This window comes from Halorubellus litoreus (assembly GCF_037081675.1).
Classification (GTDB): Archaea; Halobacteriota; Halobacteria; order Halobacteriales; family Natrialbaceae; genus Halorubellus; species Halorubellus litoreus.
In genome coordinates, this window is sequence record NZ_JAZAQL010000001.1 from 16635 (window position 1) to 42447 (window position 25813).

The following is a 25813-nucleotide window of genomic DNA, read 5'->3' on the forward strand; positions in this document are numbered from 1 at the left end:
TCAGCATGACGTCGACTGCCGGCGGCGGCGCGGGCACACGCGGCGACCCCCTTCGCGTTGCGCTCGTCCAGTTCAGTCCTGACGCGGGGAAGGTTGCTGCGAACGTCGAGCGTGCGCTCTCGGAACTGGACGCTGCGGTGGCGGCTGGTGCGGACCTCGTGGCGTTCCCGGAGCTGTTCGACGTCGGGTACTTCGCGTTCGATTCGTACGCGCGCCACGCTATCGGGTTGGACGGCGAGCGATTCCAGCGGTTCGCGGCGGCGGCGCGCGAGCACGACGTGTGGGTGCTCGCGGGGACGATGATGGAGGACCTGGCGGCGACGGCGGCGAGCGACGTGGACGTGCCGGTACCTGCGGCGGAGGGCTTGGCGAACACGGCGGTCGTGTACTCGCCCGACGGCGAACGCGAGCTCGTGTACCGAAAGCACCACCTGTTCGGGTACGATTCCGCGGAGGCGGAGTTGCTCGTTCCGGGGGAGCGACGGCCGACGGTGGACGTCGGTGGGTTCTCGCTGGCGGTGTCGACGTGCTACGACCTCCGGTTCCCCGAACTCTACCGGGAGTACCTGGACGCGGGCGCGGACCTCGTGCTGGTGCCGTCGGCGTGGCCGTACCCGCGCGTCGAGCACTGGAAGACGCTCCCGTCGACGCGCGCCGTCGAGAACCTGAGTTACGTCGCGACGATCAACGGCGCGGGCACGGTCGGCGGGACGGACCTCGTCGGGCGCTCCACGGTGTACGACCCGTGGGGGACGCCGGTGGCGACGACGGACGACCACGAGACGACCGTGTACGCGGACCTCGACCCCGAGCGCGTCGCCGACGTCCGCGAGGACTTCCCGGCGCTCGACGACCGCCGGCTCTGACGCCCGAGCGGCCGACGACGGAACCGGGCGCCACGACCCCGCCGTAATCGTGCCATACCGACGCATGCGATGGCGTCGCGAACGTTGTCGTGGAACCAACCATTTATAAGGCATGCGGCAGTAGTCCCTGTTGCCGGACGCAGACGCTTTTCACGTCTATTCCGGCACACAACGCCCGTCGCACCTACGCCCGCGCCCAACTGCGGCACCTCGGGGCTACCCGGGAGCCTATTCGAGGTGTCGCATCTCTCGTCCTCACCACTCGAAGTGACGACGTTCCTCGTCGCCAGCCGATAGGTTCACTGTCGTAACCGCTGAACGAGTGGCCATGCGCGTCCGTCAGGCCACGCTCCCGCTCGGGTTCTTCGTCCTGTCCAGCGTGTGGCCGGCACCATTGCTCCTCGTGGAGTTCTCCTGGTCGACCTTCGTCCTCGGTGGGTTGTTCTTCGGCGCGCTCGGCGGCGCGCCGAGCACGGTCGTCTTCCTGCTGCTCGTCGACGACTCGTCGACGCCACGCCGCGGTGCAGTCGCGGCCCCCCTCGCGACGCTCGTCGCCGCGATAGCCGGACTGCCCGTTTTCTCGTTCGCGTACTGGCTGGTCGAGACTATCGTCCTCGGCCGGGGCGTCGACTTCGGCCCGAACGTCCTCGTGGGGTCGATGCTCCTCGGCTGCGTCGCGCTCGTGCTCTCCCCGATCACGGCCGCGCTCGGCTACGGTGTCGCATCGGAGCCGTCGCGGATGCCTTCGCTCCCACGCCGCCTCGAAGCCGTCGACCGCGCGTGGCTCCGTCGTTCACCGAGCACGCGAGCGCTCGTCGTCGCGTTCGCAGTCCTCGCTGCCGGTGTGGGAGGCGCCGCTGGCGTCCAGTACGCAGACCCGACCACGGCCGACGTCGGCGACGCGCCTGCGTACGCCGGCCCCGCTGCCGCCGCCGAAGCCCAGGTCGAGCAAGCGCAGGCCCGCACCCGCTCGGTGTCCCACACCGTCGTCTGGACGGTGCCTGCCGATGGCGCGGACACACCATCGCGCATGGACGACCGACTCGTGCTCCGCCACGACATGCAACGCGACGTGCTCCTGTTCACGACGCGCTTTTCCGGCACGTACCAGACGAACCTCGTCACCGTCGACGGACACTGGTACTGGCCGGGGAACGAGACGACGCCACCGACGGCTGCAGCGGTGACGCGGCGCGACGAGGTGAGCGTGCTGTTCCCGCATTATACCCCTGTCGCGCTGGATGCACCGGCGTCGGTCACCGACCGAGGCGAGGGCTACGTCGAGATCGCGTACGAGGCGGCGGGTGGAACGTGGCACAACCCTGGGACGACCCTGAACGGGACGCGAACGGTCAGGATCGACACGAAAACTGGCCGGGTCGTCGCCGTTACCGACCGGAACGCGAACGGAACCGTCTTCGCGCGGATTCGCTTCGAGGACTACCGGGCGACGAACGTCGACCCGCCGTCGATGCCCGTCGGCTCCATCGAGCGCGTCGTCGAGGACCTCTTCCACGGACCACTCACCGGCGACGGAACGCTCTACTGACCCGACTCCCGGCGGACTGGCTCGTGTGCACCTGGCAATCTGCACCCGGCCCCGAACACCGAGACGTCGCTTCTCGACGAACGAGAACGAAGAGAAAGAACCGCTACCGGACTGCGCTTAGTCGTCTTCGGTCTTGATGTCCGCGGAGAGGCCCTGTGCCATCTCGATGTCCTTCGAGTTGTTGAGCGTCCACGCGGTGCGCTCGGTGACGGCTTCGATGGCTTCGCGCGCCGACGGGGCGCCCTTCCCGGACTTCTTCATGCCGCCGAACGGCAGCTGGACCTCCGCACCGATACAGGGGAGGTTGCCGTACGCGAGGCCGACCTCGGCCTTGTCGCGGTAGTAGTTGATCTGGCGGTAGTCCTCGCTGATGATGGCGCCAGCGAGTCCGTACGGGACGTCGTTGTGGATCTCGACGGCGTCCTCGATGTCGCCGCTGTACTTGACGAGCGCGACGTGCGGCCCGAAGCACTCCTCCTTGAGGCAGCGGAGGTCGGTGTCGTACTCGATCTCGTAGACGAACGGGCCGACCCAGTTGCCGTCCTCGTGGCCCTCGGGGATCTCGTCGTCGTCGAGGTCGAAGCGGTCGACGAGGACGTTCGCGCCCTCCTTGCGCGCCATCTCGTTGTGGCGCGCGATCTTCTCGACGTGCTCTTCCTCGATGGCGGGCCCCATGAACGTGTTCTCGTCGAGCGGGTCGCCGACCGCGACGTCCTGCGCGATGTCGACGTAGCGCTCCTTGAACTCGTCGTAGACGTCCTCGTGGACGATGAGGCGCTCGCTGGAGACGCAGCGCTGGCCGGTCGTCTTGAACGAGGACATCACCGCGGAGTGCACGGCGGTGTCGAGGTCCGCCTTCTCCGTGACGACGATACCGTTCTTCCCGCCCATCTCGCACGCGCGGTTCTTCCCGGGCATCCCGCCGACCTTCGAGGAGATCTCGTGGCCGACCTCGGCGCTGCCCGTGAAGAGGACGGTGTCGGTGATGTCGTTCTCGACGATCTCGTTCCCGGCGTCACCGAAGCCCTGCACCATGTTGAAGACGCCTTCCGGAACGCCGGCGTCCTCGAGCATCTCCGCGATGATCTGTCCGCACCACGGCGTCTGCTCGGCGGGCTTCCAGACGACCGTGTTCCCTTCGACGAGCGCGATGGCCATGTGCCAGAACGGGATGGCGACCGGGAAGTTCCACGGCGTGATGCAGCCGACGACGCCGTTGGGCTTGCGCCGCATGTACGCGTCCTTGCTCGCGATCTCGCTCGGGATGATGTCGCCGTGGGGGTGGCGGGCGTTCCCGGCAGCCCACTCGACCATGTGCCACGCCTCGGTGACGTCGGCTTTCCCTTCGCTGATCTCCTTCCCGCACTCTTTGGTGACGATCTCGCCGAGCTCCTGGTGTCGGTCCTTGAGCTCGTGGTAGACGTCCCAGAGGTACTCCGCGCGGTCGATGTGCGAGAGGTCGCGCCACTCCTCGAAGGCGTCTTCGGCGGCGTCGAGCGCTCGCTGTACGTCCTCGGGTGTGCCGCGGTGGAACTCGCCGAGCGTCTCCCCGGTCGCGGGGTTCTCGCTCGTGAACGTCTCGTCGCCGGAGCCGCTGGTCCACTCGCCGTCGATGTAGTGCTGGAAGGTGTCGGTCATCGTGTTCGGCAAAATTTTCGCGGGACGCCTTCAAAAAGCCACCCCTTCCATCGACGGGTTGGCGCGAGTTCTGCCGCCTATGGTCGGGTGCGGTTCGGGTGCGAGACCGTGGGCGTCGGGGCGCGACGCGGTGGTATGTGAGGAGCTAGCGCGTCTCGTTCCGCCGGCAGGTGCTCGGGTTCGACTCCCTGTGGGGGGGACGCTGGGGGATACGTTTATGTACGGCGTCCGGGGTCACGTCGCTGCCTTCTCTATCTCGCCTTTGAGCGCGTTCGCGTCGAAGTCGTGGTCGGGGCGGAGCGCGACGAAGTCGAGGAACTCGCGAGCGGCGAGGACGTCGCTGACGCTGTAGGCGCTGGTCGCCGCAGCGACGGCGTCCCGTGCGCCAATTCGGGGGGCGAGCTCGGCGAGTGCGCACGCGAGGTCGTACGAGCGCGCACCGACGAACCCTTCGTCGCGGACGGTCGTCGCGTCGATGACGTACAGTTCGTCGTCCTGGAGGAGGACGTTCTCGCCGCGGACGTCGCCGTGCGCGATGCGCTGGTCGTGCATCCGCGCGAGGAGCGCGAACAGGTCCGTGGCGTGCGAGCGCGCCTCGGCGTCGCTGAGGTCGTCGAACGTCCGGAAGTCGGGGAGGTACTCGAGGACGAGGACGCCGAGGCCGTCCACCTCGAACGCGTCCACTGGCCGCGGGACGTTCAGGCCGACGGCGTGCATGCGGCTGACGGCTTCGAGTTCGCGTTCGGCGAGCGCGAGCGGCGTGCCGACGTGGTCGAAGAACCCCTCGGTGCCGGCGCTGAACGCGCCGAGGTTCCGGCCGGCGGTGAACAGCGCGTGCACCACCGAGTTCTGCGGAGTGACGACCTTCACGAACCACTCGTCGTCGACGACCATCGGCGTCGACAGCCAGTTGTCGGCGTCGAGGAACTCGACGCGGACGCCGTCGCGGTCGTTCCGTTCGGCGACCGCTCGCGCGACTGATTCGAGTCGCGTCCAGTCGACGGTCCCCCTGAGGAACTCGCGGATGGCCACGGTCGAACGTCGTTCCCGGGGGTGAAAACTCTCTCGCCGCGGCCGCGCGTTACCGCGGAACGACCGTTCGAGGAACGGGCGCGGAAGCCGGCGTCAGGCGCCGGACTCGGTGACGGTGAGCGTGTACTCGCCGCTCCCGCTGTAGGCGTCGACGAGGATGCCGAGTTCGTCGTCGGGCGTGACGGCGTCGACGACGACGGTCTCGGTGCTGGATTCGCTCGTCCCGGCCGCGTCGTAACGCACGGTCGTGGGTCGGTGCCCGGAGCGCGTGACGTAGAGGTCGAAGTCGGCGTCGCTCGGGCCGTCGAGCGCGATCTCGACCTGGCAGGGGTCGCTCAGGTCGGTCGTGTACGTGAACGAGTCGTCGTCGTACCAGCCGGCGAGTTCGCCGCTCACGCTGTCGGCCGTGGTGACGCGCCCGCAGCCCATGTCGCCGTTCGCGTGGAACGGCTCGCGGAGCCCCCACGGGTCGGGACCGAAGTTCGTCGTCGTCGGGAGCGTCTCGTCGCCCGCGAGGTTGTTCGCGGCGTCGGTGACGGCAGTGTCGGAGAATCGGAGCGGGCTCCCGAACGCGTTCGCGATGGCGTTCAGGCGGTCGCGAGCCTCACTGGAGGCGTTCGCGCCCGAGGCGAGGACGACGGCGCCGCCGTCGGCGGCGAACGCGTACAGCGCTTCGAGTTCCGCGTCGGTGAACTCGGCGAGTGGCGTGGAGACGAGGATGGCGCGTGCGTCGTCGAGCGCGTCACTGGTGACGTCGTTGACGCCCGCGAGGTCGACGTCGAACCCTTCCAGGTATCGCTGGAAGTACGCGACGTCCTCCGCGGACAGGCCGGCGCTCGCGTTGAACTGGCCGTGCCCGCCTTCGACGAGCACGCGGCCCTCCGCGCGGTCGCTGAGGCCGTCCATGAGGTTCGCGACGAACGCGAAGTTGTCGTACGCGCTCGTGTCCTCGTCGAACCCTTCGGCTTTCTCGTAGCCCTCGTCGAGCACGAGCCCGCCGAGCACCGCGAGGTTGTGGTTCGGGTCGACGCCGACGAGCGGTGCGCGCGAGGCGGACGCGTCGCGGCTCGCGCGGATCGGCGCGAACGGTCCGTTCAGGCGGCCGCGCGTCGTCTCGACGCGAGTCGCCTTCGGGACGTACACCTCCTCGACGCCGTCGTTCCGGATCGTCGGCGTGAGGTTCGGGTTGCTGTTCGCCCAGATGCCCTTCGAGGCGTCGCGTGCCGCGTACTCGGCCGCCTGGAAGTCCTCGAGCTTCGAGAGGCTGGACGCGTACGAGCGCGCGTACCCCTCTTCGACGAGTTGCTCGTTGTAGAGCGTGTCGCGGCTCCCGGAGCCGTCGTCGTACTCGATGTACGCGAGCACGCGACCGAACGGGTCCTTGACGCCGCCGTTGAACTCGCTCCCGGCGGGGTCGAACGAGATGTCGACGGTCTCCCCGGCGAGCGCGTCCTTCGCGAACTGCGTCGCGAGCTCGGCGTGGTACGCGAGGTAGGGATAGTCGGCGTCCCAGAACTCCTCGACGTCGTCGACGCCCTGGCGCTTCGCGAACCACGCGCCGAACCCGCTCGCGTTCAGGTTCGTGGTCGCGGGCGCGAACGGCGCGCCGGCGTTGTTCTCCTCGTCGACGACCTGCGCGTCACCGAACCGGAACCCGAGGCCGAGCGCGTCCGCGATGGCGTTGAGGTTCCCGGTCTGGTCGTAGTCGTTGTAGTCGTCCTGGTCGTGGAGGAAGACCGCGCCGCCGTCGTCGACGAACGCGGAGAGTGCCGACAGTTCGCCCTCGCTGAACGCGCCCGGGGAGGTGACGACGAGCGCGTCCGCGTCGCTCGTGTCGCTCGGAATCGACGAGCCGGCTTCGAGCTCGAACCCGTTGTCCTCGGCGTACGCGGCGAACCCGCTGAACTTGTCGAGCGAGTAGAACTGGCCGTGGCTCTCGTCCCAGCGGACGGTCCCGGACCCGACGAGGTCGCTCCAGACGTTCAGGACGAACTCCTCGTTGTCCGCTTCGGTGTCGTAGCCGTCGGCCACGACGGGTGCGGGGAACCCGACGACGTTCCCGTCGCGCGCGACCAGCGGGACGTCGGTGCCCTCGGGGTAGGAGACGGCGTCGCCGTTCCCGTCACCGTCCTGGACGGTTGCGGGCGACTCCGCCCACACCGCGACCGAGGACGCGTCGGTGAGCGGTTCGCCGTTCGCGTCGAGCAGCGGTGCGGCGCCCTCGCCGAACACGAGCCGGGAGACGGGCTCGCCCTCGCCGCCGACGACGAGGTCCGCGCCGACGCCCTCGCGCGGCGCGAACACGTCGAACGCGGGGTTGAATCGCCGCGTGACGGGACGGAACGGCTTGCCGGTGTTCGAGGCCTCGTCGACGACCTGGTCGTCGTTGAACCGGAAGGGCGCGTCGAGCGTCTCGGCGACCGCGTTCAGGTCCTGAGTGGCGTCGTAGTCGTCGTAGTCAGCCTGGTCGTGGAGGAACACCGAGCCGCCGTTCGCCGCGAAGTCCGCGAGCGCGGACAGCTCGCTGTCCGTGTAGGATTCGCTCGTCGACGGGACGACGACCGCGTCCGCGCTCGACAGGTCGTTCGCGACGTCGCTCGTCGACTCGACCGTGTAGCCGTTCGAGCCCGCGTAGTCAGCGAACGTGGAGAACCCGTCGAGGCCGTTGTACTGGTTGTGCGTCTCGTCCCAGAGGACGGTCCCGGAGCCGCCGAGTTGCTGGTCCCAGACGTTCAGGAGCAGTTCCTCGTTGTGGAGGTCCGAGTTGTACTTGAGCGTGTCGTCGTCGACGAGCAGCGACCCGACCGCGACGACGTTCCCGTCGATCGCGAGCAGCGGGATGTCGCCGTGCTCGCCGTAGTCGACGGCGTCGCCGTTCCCGTCGGCGTCCTTGTTCGTCGCGGACTCCTCGGCCCACACTGCGACGACGGAATCGTCGAGCAAGCGGCCGCCGTCGGCGTTCAGGAGGCTACAGGTGGAGCCGAACTGGACGTCGGTGAGGCCGACGCGGTCCGCGAGTCCTTCCCACTCCTCGGGGCGCTCGTACTGGCCGTTACCCTTCTTCTCGGCGGTGTCGATGCCGAGCACGCGGATGGACTCCACGCGACCGTCGTCGAACTGGACGTCGACGGTGTCCCCGTCGGAGACGCCGACGACGTCGACCGTGTACGTCTTCGAGGGGTCGAGCGCGTTCGCCTCGTCGATGCCCGGTCGGTTCTCGAAGTAGCCCGCGAAGTCCGCGGTGTTGAAGTTCGCGGTCTTCGGGACGTAGTTCGCGCCGTTGTTGTTCGAACTGTCGACGACCTGGTCGTCGTTGAACCGGAAGCCCGCGTCGACGGCCGCGGCGAGCGCGTTCGAGTTCGCGGTCTGGTCGAAGTCGTTGAAGTCCGATTGCGAGACGAGCAGGAGCGTCCCGCCGTTCGCGACGAAGTCCGCGAGCGCCGTCTTCTCGGCGTCCGTGAACGCCTCGCTCGGTGGCGTGACGACGAGCGCGTCAGCGCCCGAGAGGTCGGCGGCGACGTCCGTCGTCGACTCGAGCGCGTACCCGTTCCGTTCCGCGTACGTCTCGAACTGCTTGAACCCGGGGCCGTTCCCGCCGTTCCCACTGGAGTCGAGCTGGTAGAACTGGCCGTGGCCGTCGTCCCAGAGGACGGTCCCCGAGCCGACGGTCTCGTCGAGCGCGTTCAGGAGGAACTCCTCGTTCCCGGCCTTGAAGTCCGTGTCGTTCGGGACGAGTGGACACCCGATACCGACGACCGCGCCCGCGTTCGATTCGTCGACGGCGACGAGCGGGATGTCCGTCCCGTCCGGGTACGTCGTCGCGTCGCCGTTCCCGTCGGAGTCCGTGTTCGACGCGGTCGATTCCGCCCAGACGGGGACGAGCGAGGCGTCGGTCAGCGGGTCGCCGTTCGCGTCGAGGAGGCTCGCCGTGGAGTCGAACGCGAGCGGGTCGACCGTCGCGGCGGCCGCACGCACCTGTTCTGCGCCCAGTACCCCGAGCCCGCTGGCGACCCCCGCGCCAGCGACCCCCGAGAGGAAGTTTCGTCGTTGCACACGGTGTAACCCCGCACACATTCTAATAAAACAAGCGAAATCGGGCAGTAAATTTACTCTCGTTGTACCGAGATATACTGTGGCATCGGTTCGCATTGATTGGCGGCCCGAAGGACCCCGGTCGCGGCGACCAGGTCACCGACGGGTCACGGCCGGGGTCGCCGATGGATCGCGTCTGAGTCGACGTCGAGCCAGCCGGGGGCGAGTGTAGAAGCCTTTATTTTCGGTCTGTGCAAGGTTTGCGTATGGACTTCGACCTGCCGACCGAGCACCAGATGATCCAGGAGGAGGTACGGCGGTTCTGCGACGAGGAGATCGAACCGATCGCCCAGGACATCGAGGACGAGCACCGGTTCCCGCAGGAGATCTTCGACCAGCTCGCCGACCTGGACGTCATGGGCGTTCCCATCGACGAGGAGTACGGCGGGCTCGGTGGTGACACGCTGATGTACGCGGTCGTCGCGGAGGAACTCGGTCGCGTCTCCGGGTCGGTCGCGCTCTCGTACGTCGCGCATACCTCGCTGGGCACGAAGCCCCTGGACCTGTTCGGCACCCCCGAGCAGAAGGAGGAGTGGCTGGAGCCGCTCGCGTCCGGCGAGGGCATGGGTGCGTGGGCGCTCACCGAACCCGGCAGTGGGAGCGACGCGAGCGACATGGACACGATGGCGGTCAAGGACGGCGACGAGTACGTCCTGAACGGCACGAAGCAGTTCATCACGAACGCGAACGTCGCCAACTCGGTGCTGGTGAAGGCCGTCACCGACCCGGGCGCTGGCTACGACGGCATCTCGACGTTCATCGTCGACCCGGAGAACGACGACGGCTTCTCGGTGTCGACCGTCTGGGACAAGATGGGCCTGAACGCGTCGCCGACGTGCGAGATACAGCTCGACGACGTCCGCATCCCCGAGGACCGCCTGCTCGGCAAGGAGGGCGAGGGCTGGAAGCAGACGATGAAGACGCTCGACGGCGGCCGCATCAGTATCGCCGCTATCTCCACGGGGCTCGCACAGGGCGCGTACGAGGCCGCGAAGTCCTACAGCAAGGAACGCGAGCAGTTCGGCCAGCCCATCTCGAAGTTCGACGCCATCCGCGACAAGATCGTCCACATGGAGCGCCAGGTCGAACGCGCGCGCCTCCTCACGCACAAGTCCGCGTGGCAGTACGACCAGGGCGAGTCCGTCACGAAGTCCAGTTCGCTCGCGAAGCTCGACGCGAGCGAGGCCGCGCGCAAGGTCGCGGAGGAGGCCGTGCAGGTCCTCGGCGGGTACGGCTACACGGAGGACTTCTCGCCGCAGCGGTTCATGCGCGACGCGAAGCTCATGGAGATCGGCGAGGGCACCAGCGAGATACAGCACCTCGTCATCGGTCGCGAACTCGGCCTCTAAGCGAGCGACGCTTCCTAGACTCCGCGGCGTTCGTCCGTACTACCGAGTGTTCTCAGAATCCACGACGCTCGTCCGTGTTGCGGACGTTCTCGCGGGCGGCCTGGGCGTTCGCGACGGTGACGAGGATGACGCCGCCGAGCATCGCGATGCCGCCTGCCAGTCCGAGTCCCTCGTAGCCGTTACTGTACAGCCACGGCATGACGAGGAACCCGTAGAGGAGGACGGCGCCCGTGAATATCCGCTTGTGCTCGACGAGGACCGCGGTGAGCTTGTCGACGAGCGGCGGGTCGTCCTGCTCGTCGGGTGCGTCCGCCCGTGCTTGGGCGGCGGCTTCGTCCGCGCGCGGCGGTGGACCACCCTCGTCGCCGCCACCGCCACCCCACGCGGCGTTCAGTCCGTCGCCCGCGTCGGTGTCGTCGTCGCGGTCCGCTGGCATACTGCACGGTCACGGCCGAATCCTGATAAATCCACGCAGACGCGCCGCTGTGGAGGGCGACGACTGCAGCAGTTGACGGATCGGTGATCCCGAGAACGAAGAAGCGTCGAGAGTCCGCGGAGCGCCCAGTTACGGCCAGTTACCGGCGTCCTCGTACGCGTTGAGGACGCGCTGGATGGCGTTGACGTAGCACGCCGTGCGGAGGTTCGGCGTGTCGAAGGACTCGTAGGCCTCGGTCATGCGGTCGAACGCGTTCACGATAATCGTCTCGAGTTCGTCGTTCACGCGGGCCTCGTCCCAGTAGAAGCGCTGGCGGTTCTGGACCCACTCGAAGTAGCTGACGGTGACGCCGCCGGCGTTCGCGAGGATGTCCGGGACGACGTGGACGTCGCGCTCGGTGAGGACGTCGTCGGCGTCGGGCGTGAGCGGGCCGTTCGCGGCCTCGACGATGACATCCGCGGAGACCTCGCGCGCGAGCTCCTCGTCGATGGCGTTCTCGAGTGCGGCGGGAACGAGGAGGTCGACGTCCATCGTGAGGAGGTCCTCGTTCGTGAACTCGTCGTCGGCGTCCTCGTAGCCCGCGACGGAGCCGGTCTCGCGCTTGAAGTCCTTCACGGCGACCGGGTCGAACCCGTTCGGGTTGTGGATGGCGCCCGAGGAGTCGCTGACGGCGACGACGTCCGCGCCGAGCTCGTCGATGAGCTTCGCCGCGATCCAGCCGGCGTTCCCGTACCCCTGCACGGCGACCTTCGCCTGCGAGATGTCGCGGTCGAGGTAGTCGAAGACCTCGCGCGCGGCGAGCATCGTCGACCGGCCGGTCGCCTCGACGCGACCCTCGCTCCCGCCGGACTCGATGGCCTTCCCGGTGACGACGCCCGGCTCGGTCTTCCCTTCGAGCGTCTCGTACGTGTCCTTGATCCAGTTCATCTCGCGCTGGCCCGTGTTCACGTCGGGCGCTGGGATGTCCTCGTCCTCGCCGACGAACGGGCGGAGTTCCTTCGCGAACGCTCGCGTGACGCGCTCGACCTCGCCCGCGGAGTGCTCGCTCGGGTCGATGACGATGCCGCCCTTCCCGCCGCCGTAGGGGATGCCGACGGTCGCGCACTTGTACACCATCCAGCCCGAGAGCGCCTTCACTTCGTCGCGGTTGACGCCCGGGTGATAGCGGATGCCGCCCTTGTAGGGACCGCGGTCGCCGTTGAACTGCGATCGGAACGCCTTGAAGCGCCCCGTCGTCCCGTCGTCCATGTCGATGGTGAGGTTCGTCTCGAGGACGCGCTCGGGGTGCTTCAGGCGGTCGATGACGTCGTCGTCGGCGTCGATGTACGCCGCCGCGTCGTCGATCTGCTCCTGGAGGCTCTCGAAGGGGTTCGCTTCTTGGGTCATCGAGTGAAGAAACTCGAAGCCCCGGGTTAAGCGTGGCGGAATTATAGGACTGAATACGACTTATAGCCAATGAAGGGTCCTTATATGGAGTGTGCTAGCATGACTGTGGCTCTGGATGGGTGAGTTCACCGGGGGAGTTGGCGCCAGGGCCGTGCGTTCAGGCGTCGTCGGCGGCGCGAGCGCGGTCGACGATGCGTTCGGCCTGCGCGACGAGCGGTGCGTCGATCATCTCGCCGTCGACCTGGAAGACGCCGCGGCCCTCGGCGTCCGCGTCGGCTTTCGCGTCCAGCACGCGTTCGGCCCAGTCGACGTCCTCGGGGTCGGGCGTGAACGCGTCGTTGATCGGGTCGACCTGCGAGGGGTGGATCGCCATCTTCCCGTCGAACCCGAGCTGGATGGCGAACGCGGTCTCCTCGCGGAGCCCCTCGGTGTCCGAGAAGTCAGTGTAGACGGTGTCGATGGCGTCCACGTCGGCGCTCGCGGCGGCGAGCACGACGTGTTCGCGAGCGTAGAGCACCTCCGTGCCCTCGCTCGTGCGGGTCGCGCCGACGTCCGCGGAGAGGTCCTCGGCGCCGAAGACGACGGCGTCGGTCGCGTCCGCGGTCGCGATGGATTCGGCGTTGAGGACGCCGCTGGCGCTCTCGACGAGCGCGAGCACGGGCGGTGTCTCCCGCGGGAAGAGGTAGTCGAAGCTCCGGACGTCGTCGCCGCTCGCGCACTTCGGGAGCATGAACGCGTCCAGTCGCGCGTCGTCGAGGTGCGGTTCGAGCGCGTCCACGTCGGCTTCGGCGGTCGCGTCGGCCTCCTGGCTGTCCGAGCCCTCGTCGTCGCCGACGGGGTTGACGCGGACGCACACCTCGCAGTCCGGGTCGAACGCGTCGTCGGTGAGGACGTTCGCGACCGCCTCGCGCGCTTCGGACTTGCGAGCGGGTGCGACGGCGTCCTCCAGGTCGAAGACGACGACGTCCGCACCCGTCGCGGGCGCTTTCCGCATCAGTTCCGGTCGGTCCCCCGGCGAGAACAGCACGCTACGTCGAGCCATACGACCCCGTGCGTCGTGGACCCCCGTAAGTGTCCGCGATTCGACGCCGTTCTGGCGGTCGAGTCGACAGGTCACCGCCGCTCGAGCGGGAGAATCAGTGGCGTCGAGGGCAGGCAGATATATCCGTTCGCTGGCCGAACCTGTTGGCGTGCTCGATAACTCTCGCCGGGACGTCCTGAAGAACGCGCTCCTCAGTCGGCCGCGGGACTTCTTCGTCGGCGCTGCGACCACGCTCGTCGTCCGCCTCACCGGTATCGAAGCGCTCGAGGACGACGAGAGCGAGTCCACCGACGACGAGAGCGAGTCCATCGACGAGTGACGTTGCGGGCGACGTGCCGAGCGGCGTTCGGCCGCTCGTTCGACGGTGTCGCCGCGGTCAGGGCCAGAGTCCGCGGGCTTCGTGCGCGTCGGCGACGCGGGAGAGTGCGACGACGTACGCGGCGTCCCGCCACGTGCAGTCCCGGGCCTCGACCTCCTCGCGGACGGCGTCCCACGCTTTCAGCATCTCCGTCTCCAGTTCCTCGTTGACGCGTTCGAGACTCCACTTGCGGCGGTTGATGTCCTGCAGCCACTCGAAGTAGCTGACGGTGACGCCGCCGGCGTTCGCGAGGATGTCCGGGATGACCTCGACGCCGCGTTCTTCGAGGACGCGGTCGGCGGCGCTCGTCGTCGGCCCGTTCGCGCCCTCGACGACGATGTCCGCCTTCACGTCGTTGACGTTGTCGGCGGTGATGACGTTCCCGACGGCGGCCGGGATGAGGACGTCGACGTCGAGTTCCAGGAGGTCGGCGTTGTCGAGCGAGTCGGCGTGCTCGTACCCCGAGACCATCCCGGGGCGTTCGTCGTGGTCCTGGACGTCGCGCGTGTCGAGGCCGTCCGGGTCGTAGATGGCGCCGTCGACGTCGCTGACGGCGACGACGTCCGCGCCGCGGTCGTCGAGGTAGCGCGCGGCGTTCGCGCCGACGCTCCCGAACCCCTGCACGGCGACGGTGACGTCCTCGATGTCGTAGTCGTAGTACTCGATGGCTTCCTTCGCGACGATGCCGACGGAGCGCCCGGGCGCCTTCTCGCGGCCGTAGCTCCCGCCGACGACGGGTGGTTTCCCGGTGACGACGCCGGGCGTCGTCTCGCCTTCCTGCATCGAGTAGGCGTCCATGAACCACGCCATCTCCTGCGGGCCGGTACCCATGTCTGGCGCGGGGATGTCGTGGTTCGGGCCGATGGAGTCGCGGAGTTCCTCGGCGAACCGGCGCGTGAGACGTTCGACCTCGTCCTCGCTGAGGTCCTTCGGGTCGACGACGATGCCGCCCTTCCCGCCGCCGAAGGGCAGGTCCATGACGGCGCACTTCCAGGTCATCCACATCGAGAGCCCGATGCACTCGTCCTCGCTGACCTCCGGGTGGAAGCGCAGGCCGCCCTTGAACGGACCGCGGACGCTGTCGTGCTGGGCGCGGTAGCCCGTGTAGACCTCCCACGAGCCGTCGTCGCGTTCGAGCGGGACGCTCACGCGCTGGACGCGGTCGGGGTGTTCGAGGCGCTCGATGACGCCGTCGTCCACGTCGAGGTGGGCGGCGGCGCGTGCGAGCTGGCGGCGCGCTGTTTCGAGGGCGGTCTCTTCGTCGGTGTCGTCGGGTTTGGTATCGGTGGCTGTGGCCATGTGGTCACCTCTGGCGCGACGTGCGTGCTCCCGGACCGTAACCGACCGACCGACCGTGAGAGGTGTTCGCACACGCCGCGCCGAGAACTGCCGGCGTCGGATACGCGTCAGGTGCGACGCCGGGCATCGCCTCCGCCTACCCCGCTCTCCGAGTTAACCCTTGTGATAAGGATTCGGGTCGTGCCAGTATCTGCCAACGCGGCGTGGTAACACGCCACCACCAGCCGCCTGCTGCACGTGGGAAGGCAACGCATGGCTAAGTCCGTCGGGAGCGTAGGGAGAGTATGCAAGAGAGCGTCAAACTCGGCGAACTGGATGCGGTCATCGACGACCTGCACTACCCGACCGACCGGGACGGCGTCCTCGACAGCTACGGCGAACTACGCCTCCAGCTCGCCGATGGCGAGGTCACCGTCCGGGAGGTCCTCAGCGAGTCGAGCGTGACGCGCTTCGAGAACGCCACGGAACTCGCAAGCGAGGTGTTCGCGTTCCTCCCCCGCGAAGCCGTCGGCGAACCATACCAGGCCGAGGGCGAGGGCTAACGCGCGGTCGCGGGCAGAAACCCCCGCGCAGTGCTCACTCCCCCAGCGCAGTGCTCACTCCCGCAGGAGGGTGACGACGGGTCCTGCGCCGAGCGTCAGGAGCACGCCGAGCGCCCACGCGATCAGGTCGGCGTTCGACGACCCGTGCTCGCGGTCCGTCGTCTTCGCCGGTTCGTCGGTCGGCTCGGCGGTCGTCGCGGTCTCGTTCGCGCCGCCGGCCGTCGACGCGGCCGCTGTGGCGACGCCGCCGCCGAGCGAGACCAACTGGGCCGCGACGGCCGCGTCGACGCGGGATTATGGCACCGATAATCCCGGTGCCGGCTGCGGATAATCGACCGCCAAACCCCGCTTACGGCCTTCATAATAATCCACTCGTGGGGCGACGGTCCCGACAGCATGGACTCTAGCACACAGGACCGAACGCGCACGCGACAGTCCCGCGCTCGGACGCCACCGAGCGTCCACGTCGAGCGCGTCGGATCGACGTCGACCGTCGAGCACGGACGCGCCGATGGCGAGCGGCGTCGCGACGTCGTGGTCGTGCCGCGCGTCCCGTCGAACGTGGAGGGCGAGGTCGACGCGTGACCCGGAACGTCGCACTCGTCGTCCTCGACACCGTCCGGAAGGACACGTTCGACGAATACGCGCCGCGACTCCGACGTCGCTCCGGGAGCTCGTTCGAGCAAGCGCGCGCCGCGAGCTCGTGGAGCACGCCGAGTCACACGAGCATGTTCACGGGCGACCTGCCGTCCGAGCACGGCGTGCACGCCGAGCACTTCGACTCGACCTTCGACTTCTCGGACTTCGACGTCGACGACACGTTCTACGGCGACCTCCCCGAGCACCGCCGCGTCGGTCTGAGCGCGAACTCCTACATCAACCCGCACTTCGGGTACGACGAACTGTTCGACTCGTTCCACGACTTCTCCATCGGCTCGCACACCGCCGAATCCCTGTTCACGGAGGGGAAGACCGTCCAGGAGTACATGAAGCGCACGGACGAACCGAGCGCCGCGAAACGCCACCTCGGGTTCCTCAGGGAGTGCATCGAGCACGACCGGCCCGCGAAGAGCGTCGCGAACGGCGTCTGGGCGCTCCTCGGACCGAAACTCAAGCAGTGGGACGTCCCGTTCCCGGAGTTCGTCGACGACGGCGCGAGCGTCATCACGGACACCACCGTCGAGGAAGCCGAGCGCGGCCCGGAACCGACCGCGTTCTTCCTGAACTACATGGACGCCCATACGCCGCTCCGGAACCTCTACCAGCACGACGACGGCATCCACGACGTCCCGAACTCGTGGAGTTCCACCGAGATCGACAAGTGGGAACTGAACGAGGACGGGCTCGCGACCGACGAGTACGCCGAGAACTACCGCGACGTCTACCGCGCCGCCGTCGACTACCTCGACCGCACGGTCGTGGACCTGATCGACCGCGTGCAAGCCGCGACCGAGCGCGAGACGACGTTCGTGATCGTCTCCGACCACGGCCACAACCTCGGGTACGACGCCGACGACGGCCTCTGGCACCACACGGGGAGCATGAGCGAGGGCGTCATGCACACGCCCCTCGAGATAGTGAACCCGCCCAAGGGGTACCACGAGACGGAGGACCGGTTGTTCTCGCACCTCCACCTCGGCGACCTCCTCGTCGACCTCGCGAACGAACGCCCGCTCGACGACACATACTTCCAGGACCGCATCCCCGCGGAGACCGTCGGCCTCCTCGGCGGCGACAACCGAACGTGGGGGCGCGAGTTCAGCGAGGAGACGTTCGCGTGGTGGGACCGCATGATGCGCGTCGTCTACGGCGAGCCGTCGGCCGAGAGCGACAGGACCGCGCCCGTCAAACGCCAGTGGAACTCGCTCGGCGAGCGCTTCCGGTACCGGCTCGACCGCGACCGCCCGAGCTGGCAGGAACTCGCCGCGGAGGACGTCGACGTCCCCGCCGCGGACCGCGCGCTGTTCGCGGAGCCCCTCGAGGAGTACAAGCGCGCGGCGGCCGCGACCGAGCAGGACACCGACTTCGACGAGGACGTCGAGGACCACCTGAAGCAACTCGGGTACCTCTGAATCATGGTCGGGATCGCTGGCGTCCTCGGCGACGGTCGTCTCCCCGACGACGTGGCGTCGTGGACGCAGTGGCGGGACGACGAGGCATCGTTCGAGTACGTCGACGACTACGTCGACCTCGAGCTTCGCGCGCACCCAGTGCAGGTCGACGACCAGCCGGTCGCACTCGACGACGGCGACGTCCTCCTCTGGGTGTGGGGTGACGTGTTCGGGCACGGCACTCGCGGCGAGTACACGCCTCGCCCCGGTGGGCCGGACGCGAGCGCCGACTACTGCGCGACGCTGTACGAGCGGCACGGACTGGAGTTCGTCGAGGAACTGAACGGACACTACGCGATCGTCCTCTACGACCGTGCAGACCGCGAGCTGACGTTCGTCACGGACCGGTTCGCCACCCACCCGATATATCACGCGTCGGTCGGCGGGAGCGTCGCGTTCGCGTCCAACCCGCAGGCGCTGACCGCGCACCCGGACGTCTCGCCCGCGTTCGACGAGGACTACCTCCACGAGTACCTCGCCCTCCGTCGCGTCTTCGGTCGCGAAACCGCGCTCGAGGACGTTCGCGAACTTCCGCCCGCGACGACCGTCACCGTCGACCTCGACGACTTCGCGACGAGCCACGAGACGTACTGGCGTCCGACGTACGAACCCGAGGACCGTCCGTTCTCGTACTTCGTGGATCGACTCGTGGACGTCCTCTGCACGATGTTCGCGGACTGGACGACCGACGACCTCGCGTACGGGACGCTGCTCTCCGGCGGCAGCGACTCGCGGATCGTGCAGGCCGCGATCGACCAGTCAGTCGTGGCGTTCCACAACGCGGACTGGATGAGTCGCGAAGCACGGATCGCGAACCGGGTCGCTGACAGCGCCGGCGACGAGTTCTGTCTGCTCGAGCGGTACGACGACCACGAAGCCCGGACGCTCACGACGACGCCGCGGCTCTCGTCGTTCAGCGGCTGGTTCGACCAGGCGTACTTCGCGGAGTTCCAGGACGAGATCACTGATCGCGTCGACGTCCTCGTCTCCGGGCTGTTCGCGGACATGCTGTTCGACGGTGGCCCACTCCAGACGCGGACCGTGTCGCTCGGGTCGGTCGGGACCGTCGACCTCCCCGTGGAGACGCCGATCGAGTCCGTCGACGACTACGTCGACGCGAAGGTCTCGAGCGCGACCGAGGTCCCGTACTTCGACGCGAACCGCGACCTCGCCGACGTCGTCCGCGACAACATCCAGGTGCTCGAGGACGGTCGCGTCGTCAGTCACGGCGTCGAGTACGCGTCGCTCGAGGACCTCGTGATGTACGGCGACTACTATCCGCTCGGCGCGGACACCGAGGCGATCTTCCCGCGGAGTCTCGGACAGATGCGTCCGTACCGGACGCCGTTCCTCGACAACCGCGTCGTCGACCTGCACCGCCGGATGCCCCAGCAGTTCTTCCTCCGCCGGAACGTCGTGAACGCCGCCCTCGAATCGATCTCGCCTGCGCTCGCGGAGATCCCGCACTCCCGGACGGGCGTGTCCCTGAAGCGCTCGTTCCCCGCGGCGTTCCTCAGCCGGAACATCACTGGGTTCTACCGCAAGCACCTGGACGACGAACCGACTCCGCAACCGCACTTCACGCACAAGCCCTGGCCGGACCGGAGCGAACTCCTCCGCGTCTCGCCGTTCGCGATCGACGCGATCCGCGAGAACGAGCACGTCCTCGACGCCCTCCCGTTCCTGGACGCCGACGCGGCCGAACGAACGTACGCCGAGCACGTCGACGGCGCCGAGTACCACCAGGTCCTGTACTCGCTGCTGACGCTCCTCGAGATGCCGGTGACCGAGCGCGTCGCGGGCGTCGACGAAGACGCTGCGAACGACGACTCGGAGGACGACTCCGGGCGGCGCGGGGTGGTCGCGTCGAGCATCGGCCGGGACGAACCCGGTGGGGGCGACGCATGAGTGCGGCAGTCGGCGAGTCGGACGCGTCGCGACGCAGCGCCCGATCGTCGATGAACACAGAGCTGTTCGGCGTGTTCGGCGACCGCGAGGAGTTCGAACGGCATCGCGACCCGACCGCGTTCGACGTCGTCCTCGAGACGCCGGGGGCGACCGTCGGCGTGCGCGCTCGCGACCTCGACGTCGACCGGCGGACGGACACGTACAGCACCGACGCGGGCGGCTGCGCGCTCTTCGGGGAGGTCGTGGAACCACAGGGCCAGGACGGGCCGGCGCGAGCGGTCTACGAGCGCGCCGACCGCGACGTCGACGCCGCACTCGACGCGCTGAACGGCTCGTACCTCGCGTTCGTCGACGTCGACGACGACCCGTTCGTCGCGACCGACCCGCTACGGTCGTGGGAGTGCTTCTACGCGGACGTCGACGGGACGCGCGTCTTCGGGACGGACGTCGCCGCACTGGAACGACTCGTTGACGACCGCACGCCCGACGAGACCGCGGTTCTCGAACTGCTCCACCTCGGGACCGTTCTCGGCGAACGCACGCTGTTCGCGGACGTCGCACGCGTGCCGCCGGACGCGACGCTCACCCCGACCGGCACCGCGGACCTGTCGCGGTTCGTGTACGAACCCAGCGAGTTCGACCACGTCGGCGAACTCACCAGGCGTCTGGAGGCCGCGATCGAACGTCGCTCGCACTACCCGGGCTCGAAGGGCGTCCTCCTCTCGGGCGGCCACGACTCCCGGCTCCTGCTCTCCCAGATCGACGACGTCGCGGCCTCGTACACCGTCGGGAGCGAGGACTCGCGGGAGGTTCGCGTCGCGAAGAAACTCGCCAGCCAGTACGACGCCCCACACACGACCCTGGAACCGGGCGCTCGCTACCTGTACCCGAGCGACGACAAACTGCTGTACGCGCAGGGCGTGAAGGAAGCCCTCCACATCCATCACGCCGGGTACGAGGACGCGTTCGACGTGGACGTCATGTACCACGGTCTCCTGTTCGACACCATCCTGAAGGGATACTTCCTCGAGTGGGACGACACGACCGCGCTCGGCGCGACCGTTCCGTCGAACTCGCTCGTCGACGACCCCTCGCCCGTCGACTGCCTCCTCGACACGCTCGGGTTCGAGCCCGATGCGAGCGCGCGACTCGGAACCGCCGCCGGCGACCTCCTCGCGAACCTCGACGTCGACGTCGACCTCCACGTCGATTCGTCGTGGGAGTTCCTCGCGGACCGCTTCCGCGAGGAACTGGACGCGTGCCGCGAGCGCGCGGACTCCCTCCACAACGCGACGGACCTCCTCGTCCTCCGGAACCAGCCCGTGATGCCGTTCCGCGTGCACCTCGCGGACAACTACCTCGAGCCGTTCGTCGCGATGGACGCCGACCTCCTCGACTGGCACCTCCGCACGCCGCCCGGGAAGCGAAACGGCGACACGTGCCGACGCGCCCTCGAGCGCGTCGACGAAGACATCTTCGAGCACGCCGCACCGAGCAAACCTCACTCGTCGCCGTACCTGAACGTCGCGGAGGAGCTCGTTCGGCGGGTCACGCCGTTCGTCGAGGAGTTCGAGCGCGCCTGGCCGAACCGCGGCGAGGTGTACGACGAAAACGACCTCGCCGAGCGATTGTTCCCCGATCATCCCGCCGTTCGCGACCTCCCCGAACGCCAGCAACTCCGCGTGAACGGCGTGCGCTGGTGGCTCGGCTGACAGCGCTGGCGACGCCGCGGTCCCGCGACCGGCTGCAGTGGGTCGCTCCGAACCGACGCGATTTTTCACGCCCGGCGTCGTCGCTTCGCGTATGCCCGGGCTGTACTACGAGGAGTTCGAAGAGGGCCAGACCATCGAGCATCGGCGTCGACGCACGGTCTCGGAGAGCGACAACCAGCGGTTCTGCGACATGACGATGAACCAGCAGCCGCTGCACCTCGACGAGGACTTCACCGCCGACACGCAGTTCGGGCAGCGGCTCGTGAACGGCCTCTACACGATGAGTCTCGCGGTCGGCATCACCATCCCGGAGACCACCGACGGCACGATCGTCGCGAACCTCAGCTACGACGACGTCGAGCACCCGAACCCGGTGTTCCACGGCGACACCATCCGCGTGCAGTCGACGATCACGGACAAACGAGAGACGAGTTCGGGCGAGCGCGGACTCGTGACGATGCGCGTCGAAGCGTTCGTCGTCGACGCCGACGCGGAACGACTCGACGAGGGCGAGGACGAACTCCTCGTCTGCGAGTTCGAACGCACCGTCCTGTCGCTGAAGCGCGAGCACGCCGAGTGACGAGGTGCGTGCTTCGGCGGACCTCACGCGCCGGCGAGGACCGCGACGTTCGCGACGGCGACGGCGCCCCACGCGACCGCGAGGGCGCACGGTGCGACCGCGGGCCGGTCGAAGCACTGGGTTCCGACGACGGCGGCCGCGAGGAGGATGCCCGCCTTCAGGAGGACGAACCCGGGGACGCCAGCGGCGGCGAGGACGCTGGCGACGAGCGGGTTCCCCTCCGCGTGACCGAGTCCGGTCCCGAGCGCCGTCGTCGCGACGTCCGCGACCGTCGCGAGCACGGCGAGACCCCACGCTACGCGCACGTGTCGTTGCCGCGACGCCGTGGAGACCGGCGTGGTCGACCGGAGGGCCTGCACCAGCGGGGACACACTAAATTCCATGTCTCTATAGGTTAAATTAGTTTCGCCACCCGCGGGTGTGTTTGTGGCTCCTGCAGCCGCGGACCGCGCTGTCGGTCAGGCGCTCGTCTCGTTCGCCGCCGTCCCGCTCGTCGACTCGTTCGCCGCCGTCCCGCTCGTCGACTCGTCGTCCTCGTAGGTGACGGTGACCTCCTGCGTGACAGGCTGGATATTGTACGTCGACCCCTGGCCGCGCTTGACCGGCGTGAAGTCCGCGGTGAAGTTCGTCGTCGTCCCCTCGCGGACCTCGAACGCCTTGTTCAGCTTCAAGCCGTTGCTGGGGACCTTCACCGTCGCGTCCCCGCCACCGTCCGCGAGGGTCGCGTCGACGTCGCCGTCGATGGTGACGCGCAGCCAGTCGTACTCGCCGGTCTCGAGGTCCGACCTGTCCACCAGCTCCGACTTCTCGCCCTTGACCTCGGTCAGGTCCACCGAGCCCTCCTCGACGTCGAGCGTCTCGGACTCGTCCGCGTCGGCCGGCATGACGTCCAGTTCCGTGACGGTGACGACGCAGGACTCGAAATCCTCGATGTCGCCAGGCCGGTCGCTGACGTGCGTCGCGAGCGTCCCCGTGCTCGCACCAGTGATACTGCTCAGGCACCCGCCAAGCGCCGCGACCGTCGAAACCGCCGTCGCGCCGAGTAGTGTACGTCGTCGCATACGTCACCGTCTCGGCGGTCTATGCGTGAATGACCGACCTAATCGTTCGAACAGTAACCGGACCAAACCTCCAACCACACAACACGAAACTGATGCTGGAGAGGTCAAACACTCCCCGCGACCCGAGCGCAGGACTTCGCGCGACCCGGCTCAGATGACGGTGCCGTGCTTCTTGTCCGGGAGGTCCTTCTCGACGGTCTCGTAGAACGCGAACCGGTTCTCGAGTTCCTCGCGGAGCGTACTCGGCGGGACGATCTCGTCGATGACGACCTCGCTCGCCATCCGATGCACGTCGATGTCCTCGCGGTACTCCTCGCGCAACTCCGCCTCGCGCTCGGCGCGCTCCTCGGGGTCGTCGATGTCGTTCAGCTTGTTCGCGTACACCGCGTTGATGGCGGCTTCGGGCCCCATGATGGCTATCTCGCCGGACGGGAGCGCGATCGTACTCTCGGGGTCGTACGCCGGGCCGCTCATCGCGTAGATGCCCGCACCGTACGCCTTCCGCACGACCACGCACTGCTTCGGGACGGTCGCGCTCGACGTCGCGTAGATCATCTTCTTCCCCTTCTCGAGGATGGCGTCCTTCTCGACGCCACTCCCCGCCATGAACCCGGGCGTGTCAGCGAGGTACAGCAGCGGGACGTTGAACGCGTCTGACTTCCAGATGAACTCCGCGGCCTTCTCCGCCGCGTCCGGGAAGATGGCGCCCGCTCGCTGCGCGGGGTTGTTCGCGACGATACCGACCGTGCGCCCGTCGATTCGCGCGTACCCCGTGACGATCTCCGCCCCGTAGTCGGGCTGGAGTTCGAAGAACGAGTCCGCGTCGACGACGCGGTCGATGACGTCGCGGATGTCGTACCCGCGATTCGGTTCCTGCGGGATGACCGAGTCGATACCCTCCGGGGACTTCTTCGGCGGCTTCCCGTCGGTCTTCGGCGGCTTCTCGTCGCTGTTGTTCGGCAGGTAGCTCACGAGGTCCGCGACGAGTTCGCGCGCGTGCTCCTCGTCCTCCGCGACGAGGTCCGCGCTCCCGGACTCCTCGGCGTGCACGTGCGCGCCGCCGAGGTCCTGCATGCTGATGTCCTCGCCCGTCACCATCTTCACCATCCGCGGGCTCGCGATCGCCATCGCGCTCATGCCCTCGACCATCACGGTGAAGTCCGCGAACACGGGCGTGTACGCCGCGCCAGCGATACACGGCCCGTACAGCACGCACACCTGGGGGACGCGCCCGGAGAGCATCGAGTGATTGTAGTAGTACTTCCCGATGCCCTCGCGGTTCGCGAAGAACCCCGTCTGCTGGTCGATGCGACCCCCGGAGGAGTCCATCAGGTACAGCACGGGCTTCGCGGTCTTCAGCGCGCGCTGCTGCATCCGAAGGAACTTCTCGACGCCCTTCCCCGCCATCGACCCCGCTTTGACCGTGAAGTCGTTCGCCATGAAGTGAACGTCACGACCCTCGAAGTCCGCGGCGCCCGTCAGGAGGCCGTCGGCGGGAATCCGGTCCTCGTTGTCGAACTCCGCGAACTTCCCGTCCTCGAACAACATCCCGTCCTCTCCGAACCACAGGTCGATGCGGTCGCGGACGAACAGCTTCCCCTGGTCGCTCAGACGATCCTTGTACTTCTCCGGGCCGCCCTCGAGTATCTCCTCGATCTCCGTCCAGAGCGCCTCTTCGCGGTCGGTCGGGCCGAGTTCGTCCTCGACGGCGGCGGCGACCTCCCCGGCGTCCGCTGGCGTCTCGGCGGTCGCGTCCTCGGGTGCCTCCTCGACTGCCGCGGGCTCGTCGGCGTTCCCGACGAACACCTCGACGTCGTCGCCGAAGCGTTCGGCGAGCGCGCCGGCGATCGCCGACGCCTCAGCCTCCGTCGCCCCGTCGCTGATTCGGACCTTCATGCCCGGGATTGCTCGCGGCGGTGAGAGAAAGGTTTCCCTTTCGGTCGCGGCGACTCTCGCCGCCCGACCGGGTTCGCTCAGGCGGTACGGTACCGGAGTGCGCGTCGGGCGCGCTTGACGCCCTGGCCGAGCGCGACGACGGCTGCGGCGACGGCGGCGAGCGCTGCGAGCGAGACCACCATCCCGAACGCGACGTAGTACATCGCGGACGCGCCGACGAACGGGATGATGCCGGCGAGCGACAACAGCACGGCCTCCAGGACGAGGAAGCGGACGGCCCACGGGTGTCTGACGAACAGCGCGCCGAGCGTCTCGCGGTCGAACGAGAGGTCGATGGACTCGGTCGAGTTCTGGTGTTCGTGTATCTGCGCCATCGTCTACGTCCCGGTCGTGGCGCCAGCCCGGTATGAGTCCGGCCAAGGCTGTGCTCCGTGAAACTCCGTCCCTGCGCGTCTCGGAGCGTTGCGAGGCGTCCTGGCGGTTCGTCGAACTCGATGCCGTGAGCGAGCCGATTCGCTACCGGCGCGCGTTCTCGTTCCGTGAAGCCGCGGGCGCGAGCCCGGACCGTCGACGCCTCTTGGCTGAGCCTTTTTGCGTGTCGGGTCGCTGTGGCTCGGACGTGACTGGTGAGTGGGACGCCGAGACCCTGTTCGACGTGTTCGAACGCGAGACTGCGCGCAAGATACTGGCGTTGACGTCAGTCGAGCCGATGGCGGCCCAGGAGCTCGCCGAACGAACCGACGAGTCCGAACCGACGATCTACCGGCGACTGGACGCGCTCGAGGAGTACGGCCTCGTCGAGGAACGCACGCACATGGACGCCGACGGGAACCACTACAGCGAGTACGAGACGAACCTCGAGGCGGTCTGCTTCCGGCTCGAGGACGGTGGGTTCACCATCGACGTCACGTACCGGACGGAACTCGTGGACTGAGCCGGTCGCGTGGGCGTGACCG

General features: G+C 68.2%; 23 protein-coding genes. 11 read left to right on the plus strand and 12 right to left on the minus strand.

Annotation, left to right across the window (positions count from 1 at the left end):
* Nucleotides 1-5 precede the first annotated feature (5 nt).
* Nucleotides 6-866 (plus strand): carbon-nitrogen family hydrolase, encoded by an 861-nt coding sequence (locus VYJ16_RS00100; RefSeq protein ID WP_336348287.1) that lies wholly within the window; start codon nucleotides 6-8, stop codon nucleotides 864-866.
* Nucleotides 867-1194: 328 nt separating this feature from the next.
* Nucleotides 1195-2415 carry a hypothetical protein gene (locus VYJ16_RS00105; RefSeq protein WP_336348288.1) on the plus strand — a complete coding sequence of 407 codons (1221 nt, stop codon included), beginning with the start codon at nucleotides 1195-1197 and terminating at the stop codon, nucleotides 2413-2415.
* A gap of 117 nt (nucleotides 2416-2532) precedes the next feature.
* Here the strand turns inward: VYJ16_RS00105 and VYJ16_RS00110 are convergent, their stop codons facing one another.
* From VYJ16_RS00110 to VYJ16_RS00120, 3 genes are all read right to left on the minus strand, one after another.
* Entirely contained in the window at nucleotides 2533-4053 is a 1521-nt protein-coding gene (locus VYJ16_RS00110) for an aldehyde dehydrogenase family protein (protein ID WP_336348289.1), read from the minus strand.
* Between the two features lie 234 nt (nucleotides 4054-4287).
* Entirely contained in the window at nucleotides 4288-5085 is a 798-nt protein-coding gene (locus tag VYJ16_RS00115; RefSeq protein WP_336348290.1) for an RIO1 family regulatory kinase/ATPase domain-containing protein, read from the minus strand.
* Nucleotides 5086-5178: 93 nt separating this feature from the next.
* Nucleotides 5179-9138, minus strand: a complete 3960-nt coding sequence (locus VYJ16_RS00120) for a DUF4350 domain-containing protein (protein ID WP_336348291.1) — start codon at nucleotides 9136-9138, stop codon at nucleotides 5179-5181.
* Nucleotides 9139-9383: 245 nt separating this feature from the next.
* On the opposite strand from VYJ16_RS00120, the gene VYJ16_RS00125 reads away from it, so the two are divergent.
* The gene (locus VYJ16_RS00125) at nucleotides 9384-10526 is read left to right on the plus strand and encodes an acyl-CoA dehydrogenase family protein (RefSeq protein WP_336348292.1); all 1143 of its coding nucleotides are present in this window, start codon (nucleotides 9384-9386) and stop codon (nucleotides 10524-10526) included.
* A gap of 52 nt (nucleotides 10527-10578) precedes the next feature.
* Here the strand turns inward: VYJ16_RS00125 and VYJ16_RS00130 are convergent, their stop codons facing one another.
* From VYJ16_RS00130 to VYJ16_RS00140, 3 genes are all read right to left on the minus strand, one after another.
* Nucleotides 10579-10962: a hypothetical protein gene (locus tag VYJ16_RS00130; RefSeq protein WP_336348293.1), complete on the minus strand. Its 384-nt coding sequence runs from the start codon at nucleotides 10960-10962 to the stop codon at nucleotides 10579-10581.
* Between the two features lie 129 nt (nucleotides 10963-11091).
* Nucleotides 11092-12348: a Glu/Leu/Phe/Val family dehydrogenase gene (locus tag VYJ16_RS00135; RefSeq protein WP_336348294.1), complete on the minus strand. Its 1257-nt coding sequence runs from the start codon at nucleotides 12346-12348 to the stop codon at nucleotides 11092-11094.
* Nucleotides 12349-12505: 157 nt separating this feature from the next.
* Complete coding sequence (locus VYJ16_RS00140) at nucleotides 12506-13390, minus strand: HpcH/HpaI aldolase/citrate lyase family protein (RefSeq protein WP_336348295.1); 885 nt, start codon at nucleotides 13388-13390, stop codon at nucleotides 12506-12508.
* 148 nt (nucleotides 13391-13538) lie between these two features.
* Between VYJ16_RS00140 and VYJ16_RS00145 the strand changes: the two genes are divergently transcribed.
* Nucleotides 13539-13709: a hypothetical protein gene (locus VYJ16_RS00145; RefSeq protein WP_336348296.1), complete on the plus strand. Its 171-nt coding sequence runs from the start codon at nucleotides 13539-13541 to the stop codon at nucleotides 13707-13709.
* A 57-nt stretch (nucleotides 13710-13766) separates the two neighbouring features.
* Here VYJ16_RS00145 and gdhB read toward each other — a convergent pair whose 3' ends face one another.
* On the minus strand, nucleotides 13767-15047 hold the full coding sequence (gene gdhB / locus VYJ16_RS00150; protein WP_336348297.1) for a glutamate dehydrogenase GdhB: 1281 nt from the start codon (nucleotides 15045-15047) through the stop codon (nucleotides 13767-13769).
* A gap of 284 nt (nucleotides 15048-15331) precedes the next feature.
* Between gdhB and VYJ16_RS00155 the strand changes: the two genes are divergently transcribed.
* Nucleotides 15332-15589, plus strand: a complete 258-nt coding sequence (locus VYJ16_RS00155) for a DUF5789 family protein (protein ID WP_336348298.1) — start codon at nucleotides 15332-15334, stop codon at nucleotides 15587-15589.
* A 54-nt stretch (nucleotides 15590-15643) separates the two neighbouring features.
* On the opposite strand, the gene VYJ16_RS00160 is transcribed toward VYJ16_RS00155, so the two are convergent.
* Entirely contained in the window at nucleotides 15644-15853 is a 210-nt protein-coding gene (locus tag VYJ16_RS00160) for a hypothetical protein (protein WP_336348299.1), read from the minus strand.
* Nucleotides 15854-15985: 132 nt separating this feature from the next.
* Here VYJ16_RS00160 and VYJ16_RS00165 point away from each other — a divergent pair, with 132 nt between their 5' ends.
* The 5 genes from VYJ16_RS00165 to VYJ16_RS00185 all read left to right on the plus strand — a co-directional run bounded on the left by VYJ16_RS00165 (nucleotide 15986) and on the right by VYJ16_RS00185 (nucleotide 21900).
* Nucleotides 15986-16174, plus strand: a complete 189-nt coding sequence (locus VYJ16_RS00165; RefSeq protein WP_336348300.1) for a hypothetical protein — start codon at nucleotides 15986-15988, stop codon at nucleotides 16172-16174.
* Nucleotides 16171-17661, plus strand: coding sequence for a sulfatase-like hydrolase/transferase (locus VYJ16_RS00170; protein WP_336348301.1), 1491 nt, complete (start codon nucleotides 16171-16173; stop codon nucleotides 17659-17661). Before VYJ16_RS00165 ends, VYJ16_RS00170 begins: the two co-directional genes overlap by 4 nt.
* 3 nt (nucleotides 17662-17664) lie before the next feature.
* Nucleotides 17665-19608: an asparagine synthase-related protein gene (locus VYJ16_RS00175; RefSeq protein WP_336348302.1), complete on the plus strand. Its 1944-nt coding sequence runs from the start codon at nucleotides 17665-17667 to the stop codon at nucleotides 19606-19608.
* Nucleotides 19605-21320, plus strand: coding sequence for an asparagine synthase-related protein (locus tag VYJ16_RS00180; protein ID WP_336348303.1), 1716 nt, complete (start codon nucleotides 19605-19607; stop codon nucleotides 21318-21320). The genes VYJ16_RS00175 and VYJ16_RS00180 overlap by 4 nt, the downstream gene beginning before the upstream one ends.
* 91 nt (nucleotides 21321-21411) lie before the next feature.
* A complete protein-coding gene (locus VYJ16_RS00185; protein ID WP_336348304.1) occupies nucleotides 21412-21900 on the plus strand; it encodes a MaoC family dehydratase in 489 nt (162 codons plus the stop codon).
* 23 nt (nucleotides 21901-21923) lie between these two features.
* Here VYJ16_RS00185 and VYJ16_RS00190 read toward each other — a convergent pair whose 3' ends face one another.
* The 4 genes from VYJ16_RS00190 to VYJ16_RS00205 all read right to left on the minus strand — a co-directional run bounded on the left by VYJ16_RS00190 (nucleotide 21924) and on the right by VYJ16_RS00205 (nucleotide 25231).
* On the minus strand, nucleotides 21924-22271 hold the full coding sequence (locus tag VYJ16_RS00190; RefSeq protein WP_336348305.1) for a DUF5658 family protein: 348 nt from the start codon (nucleotides 22269-22271) through the stop codon (nucleotides 21924-21926).
* A gap of 87 nt (nucleotides 22272-22358) precedes the next feature.
* On the minus strand, nucleotides 22359-22961 hold the full coding sequence (locus VYJ16_RS00195) for a DUF4382 domain-containing protein (protein WP_336348306.1): 603 nt from the start codon (nucleotides 22959-22961) through the stop codon (nucleotides 22359-22361).
* A gap of 150 nt (nucleotides 22962-23111) precedes the next feature.
* Entirely contained in the window at nucleotides 23112-24857 is a 1746-nt protein-coding gene (locus VYJ16_RS00200) for an acyl-CoA carboxylase subunit beta (protein WP_336348307.1), read from the minus strand.
* 77 nt (nucleotides 24858-24934) lie between these two features.
* Nucleotides 24935-25231 (minus strand): hypothetical protein, encoded by a 297-nt coding sequence (locus VYJ16_RS00205; protein WP_336348308.1) that lies wholly within the window; start codon nucleotides 25229-25231, stop codon nucleotides 24935-24937.
* A 245-nt stretch (nucleotides 25232-25476) separates the two neighbouring features.
* On the opposite strand from VYJ16_RS00205, the gene VYJ16_RS00210 reads away from it, so the two are divergent.
* A complete protein-coding gene (locus VYJ16_RS00210) occupies nucleotides 25477-25791 on the plus strand; it encodes an ArsR/SmtB family transcription factor (protein ID WP_336348309.1) in 315 nt (104 codons plus the stop codon).
* Nucleotides 25792-25813: the final 22 nt, after the last annotated feature.

Bases quoted from the DNA above. Each gene is read 5' to 3' on its own strand.
- VYJ16_RS00180 (WP_336348303.1), top strand. From the start codon at position 19,605: ATGAGTGCGGCAGTCGGCGAGTCGGACGCGTCGCGACGCAGCGCCCGA.
- VYJ16_RS00110 (WP_336348289.1), bottom strand. From the start codon at position 4,053: ATGACCGACACCTTCCAGCACTACATCGACGGCGAGTGGACCAGCGGC.
- VYJ16_RS00200 (WP_336348307.1), bottom strand. From the start codon at position 24,857: ATGAAGGTCCGAATCAGCGACGGGGCGACGGAGGCTGAGGCGTCGGCG.
- VYJ16_RS00175 (WP_336348302.1), top strand. From the start codon at position 17,665: ATGGTCGGGATCGCTGGCGTCCTCGGCGACGGTCGTCTCCCCGACGAC.
- VYJ16_RS00205 (WP_336348308.1), bottom strand. From the start codon at position 25,231: ATGGCGCAGATACACGAACACCAGAACTCGACCGAGTCCATCGACCTC.
- VYJ16_RS00185 (WP_336348304.1), top strand. From the start codon at position 21,412: ATGCCCGGGCTGTACTACGAGGAGTTCGAAGAGGGCCAGACCATCGAG.
- VYJ16_RS00140 (WP_336348295.1), bottom strand. From the start codon at position 13,390: ATGGCTCGACGTAGCGTGCTGTTCTCGCCGGGGGACCGACCGGAACTG.
- VYJ16_RS00155 (WP_336348298.1), top strand. From the start codon at position 15,332: ATGCAAGAGAGCGTCAAACTCGGCGAACTGGATGCGGTCATCGACGAC.
- VYJ16_RS00105 (WP_336348288.1), top strand. From the start codon at position 1,195: ATGCGCGTCCGTCAGGCCACGCTCCCGCTCGGGTTCTTCGTCCTGTCC.
- gdhB (WP_336348297.1), bottom strand. From the start codon at position 15,047: ATGGCCACAGCCACCGATACCAAACCCGACGACACCGACGAAGAGACC.
- VYJ16_RS00135 (WP_336348294.1), bottom strand. From the start codon at position 12,348: ATGACCCAAGAAGCGAACCCCTTCGAGAGCCTCCAGGAGCAGATCGAC.
- VYJ16_RS00195 (WP_336348306.1), bottom strand. From the start codon at position 22,961: ATGCGACGACGTACACTACTCGGCGCGACGGCGGTTTCGACGGTCGCG.
- VYJ16_RS00100 (WP_336348287.1), top strand. From the start codon at position 6: ATGACGTCGACTGCCGGCGGCGGCGCGGGCACACGCGGCGACCCCCTT.
- VYJ16_RS00165 (WP_336348300.1), top strand. From the start codon at position 15,986: ATGGACTCTAGCACACAGGACCGAACGCGCACGCGACAGTCCCGCGCT.
- VYJ16_RS00130 (WP_336348293.1), bottom strand. From the start codon at position 10,962: ATGCCAGCGGACCGCGACGACGACACCGACGCGGGCGACGGACTGAAC.
- VYJ16_RS00125 (WP_336348292.1), top strand. From the start codon at position 9,384: ATGGACTTCGACCTGCCGACCGAGCACCAGATGATCCAGGAGGAGGTA.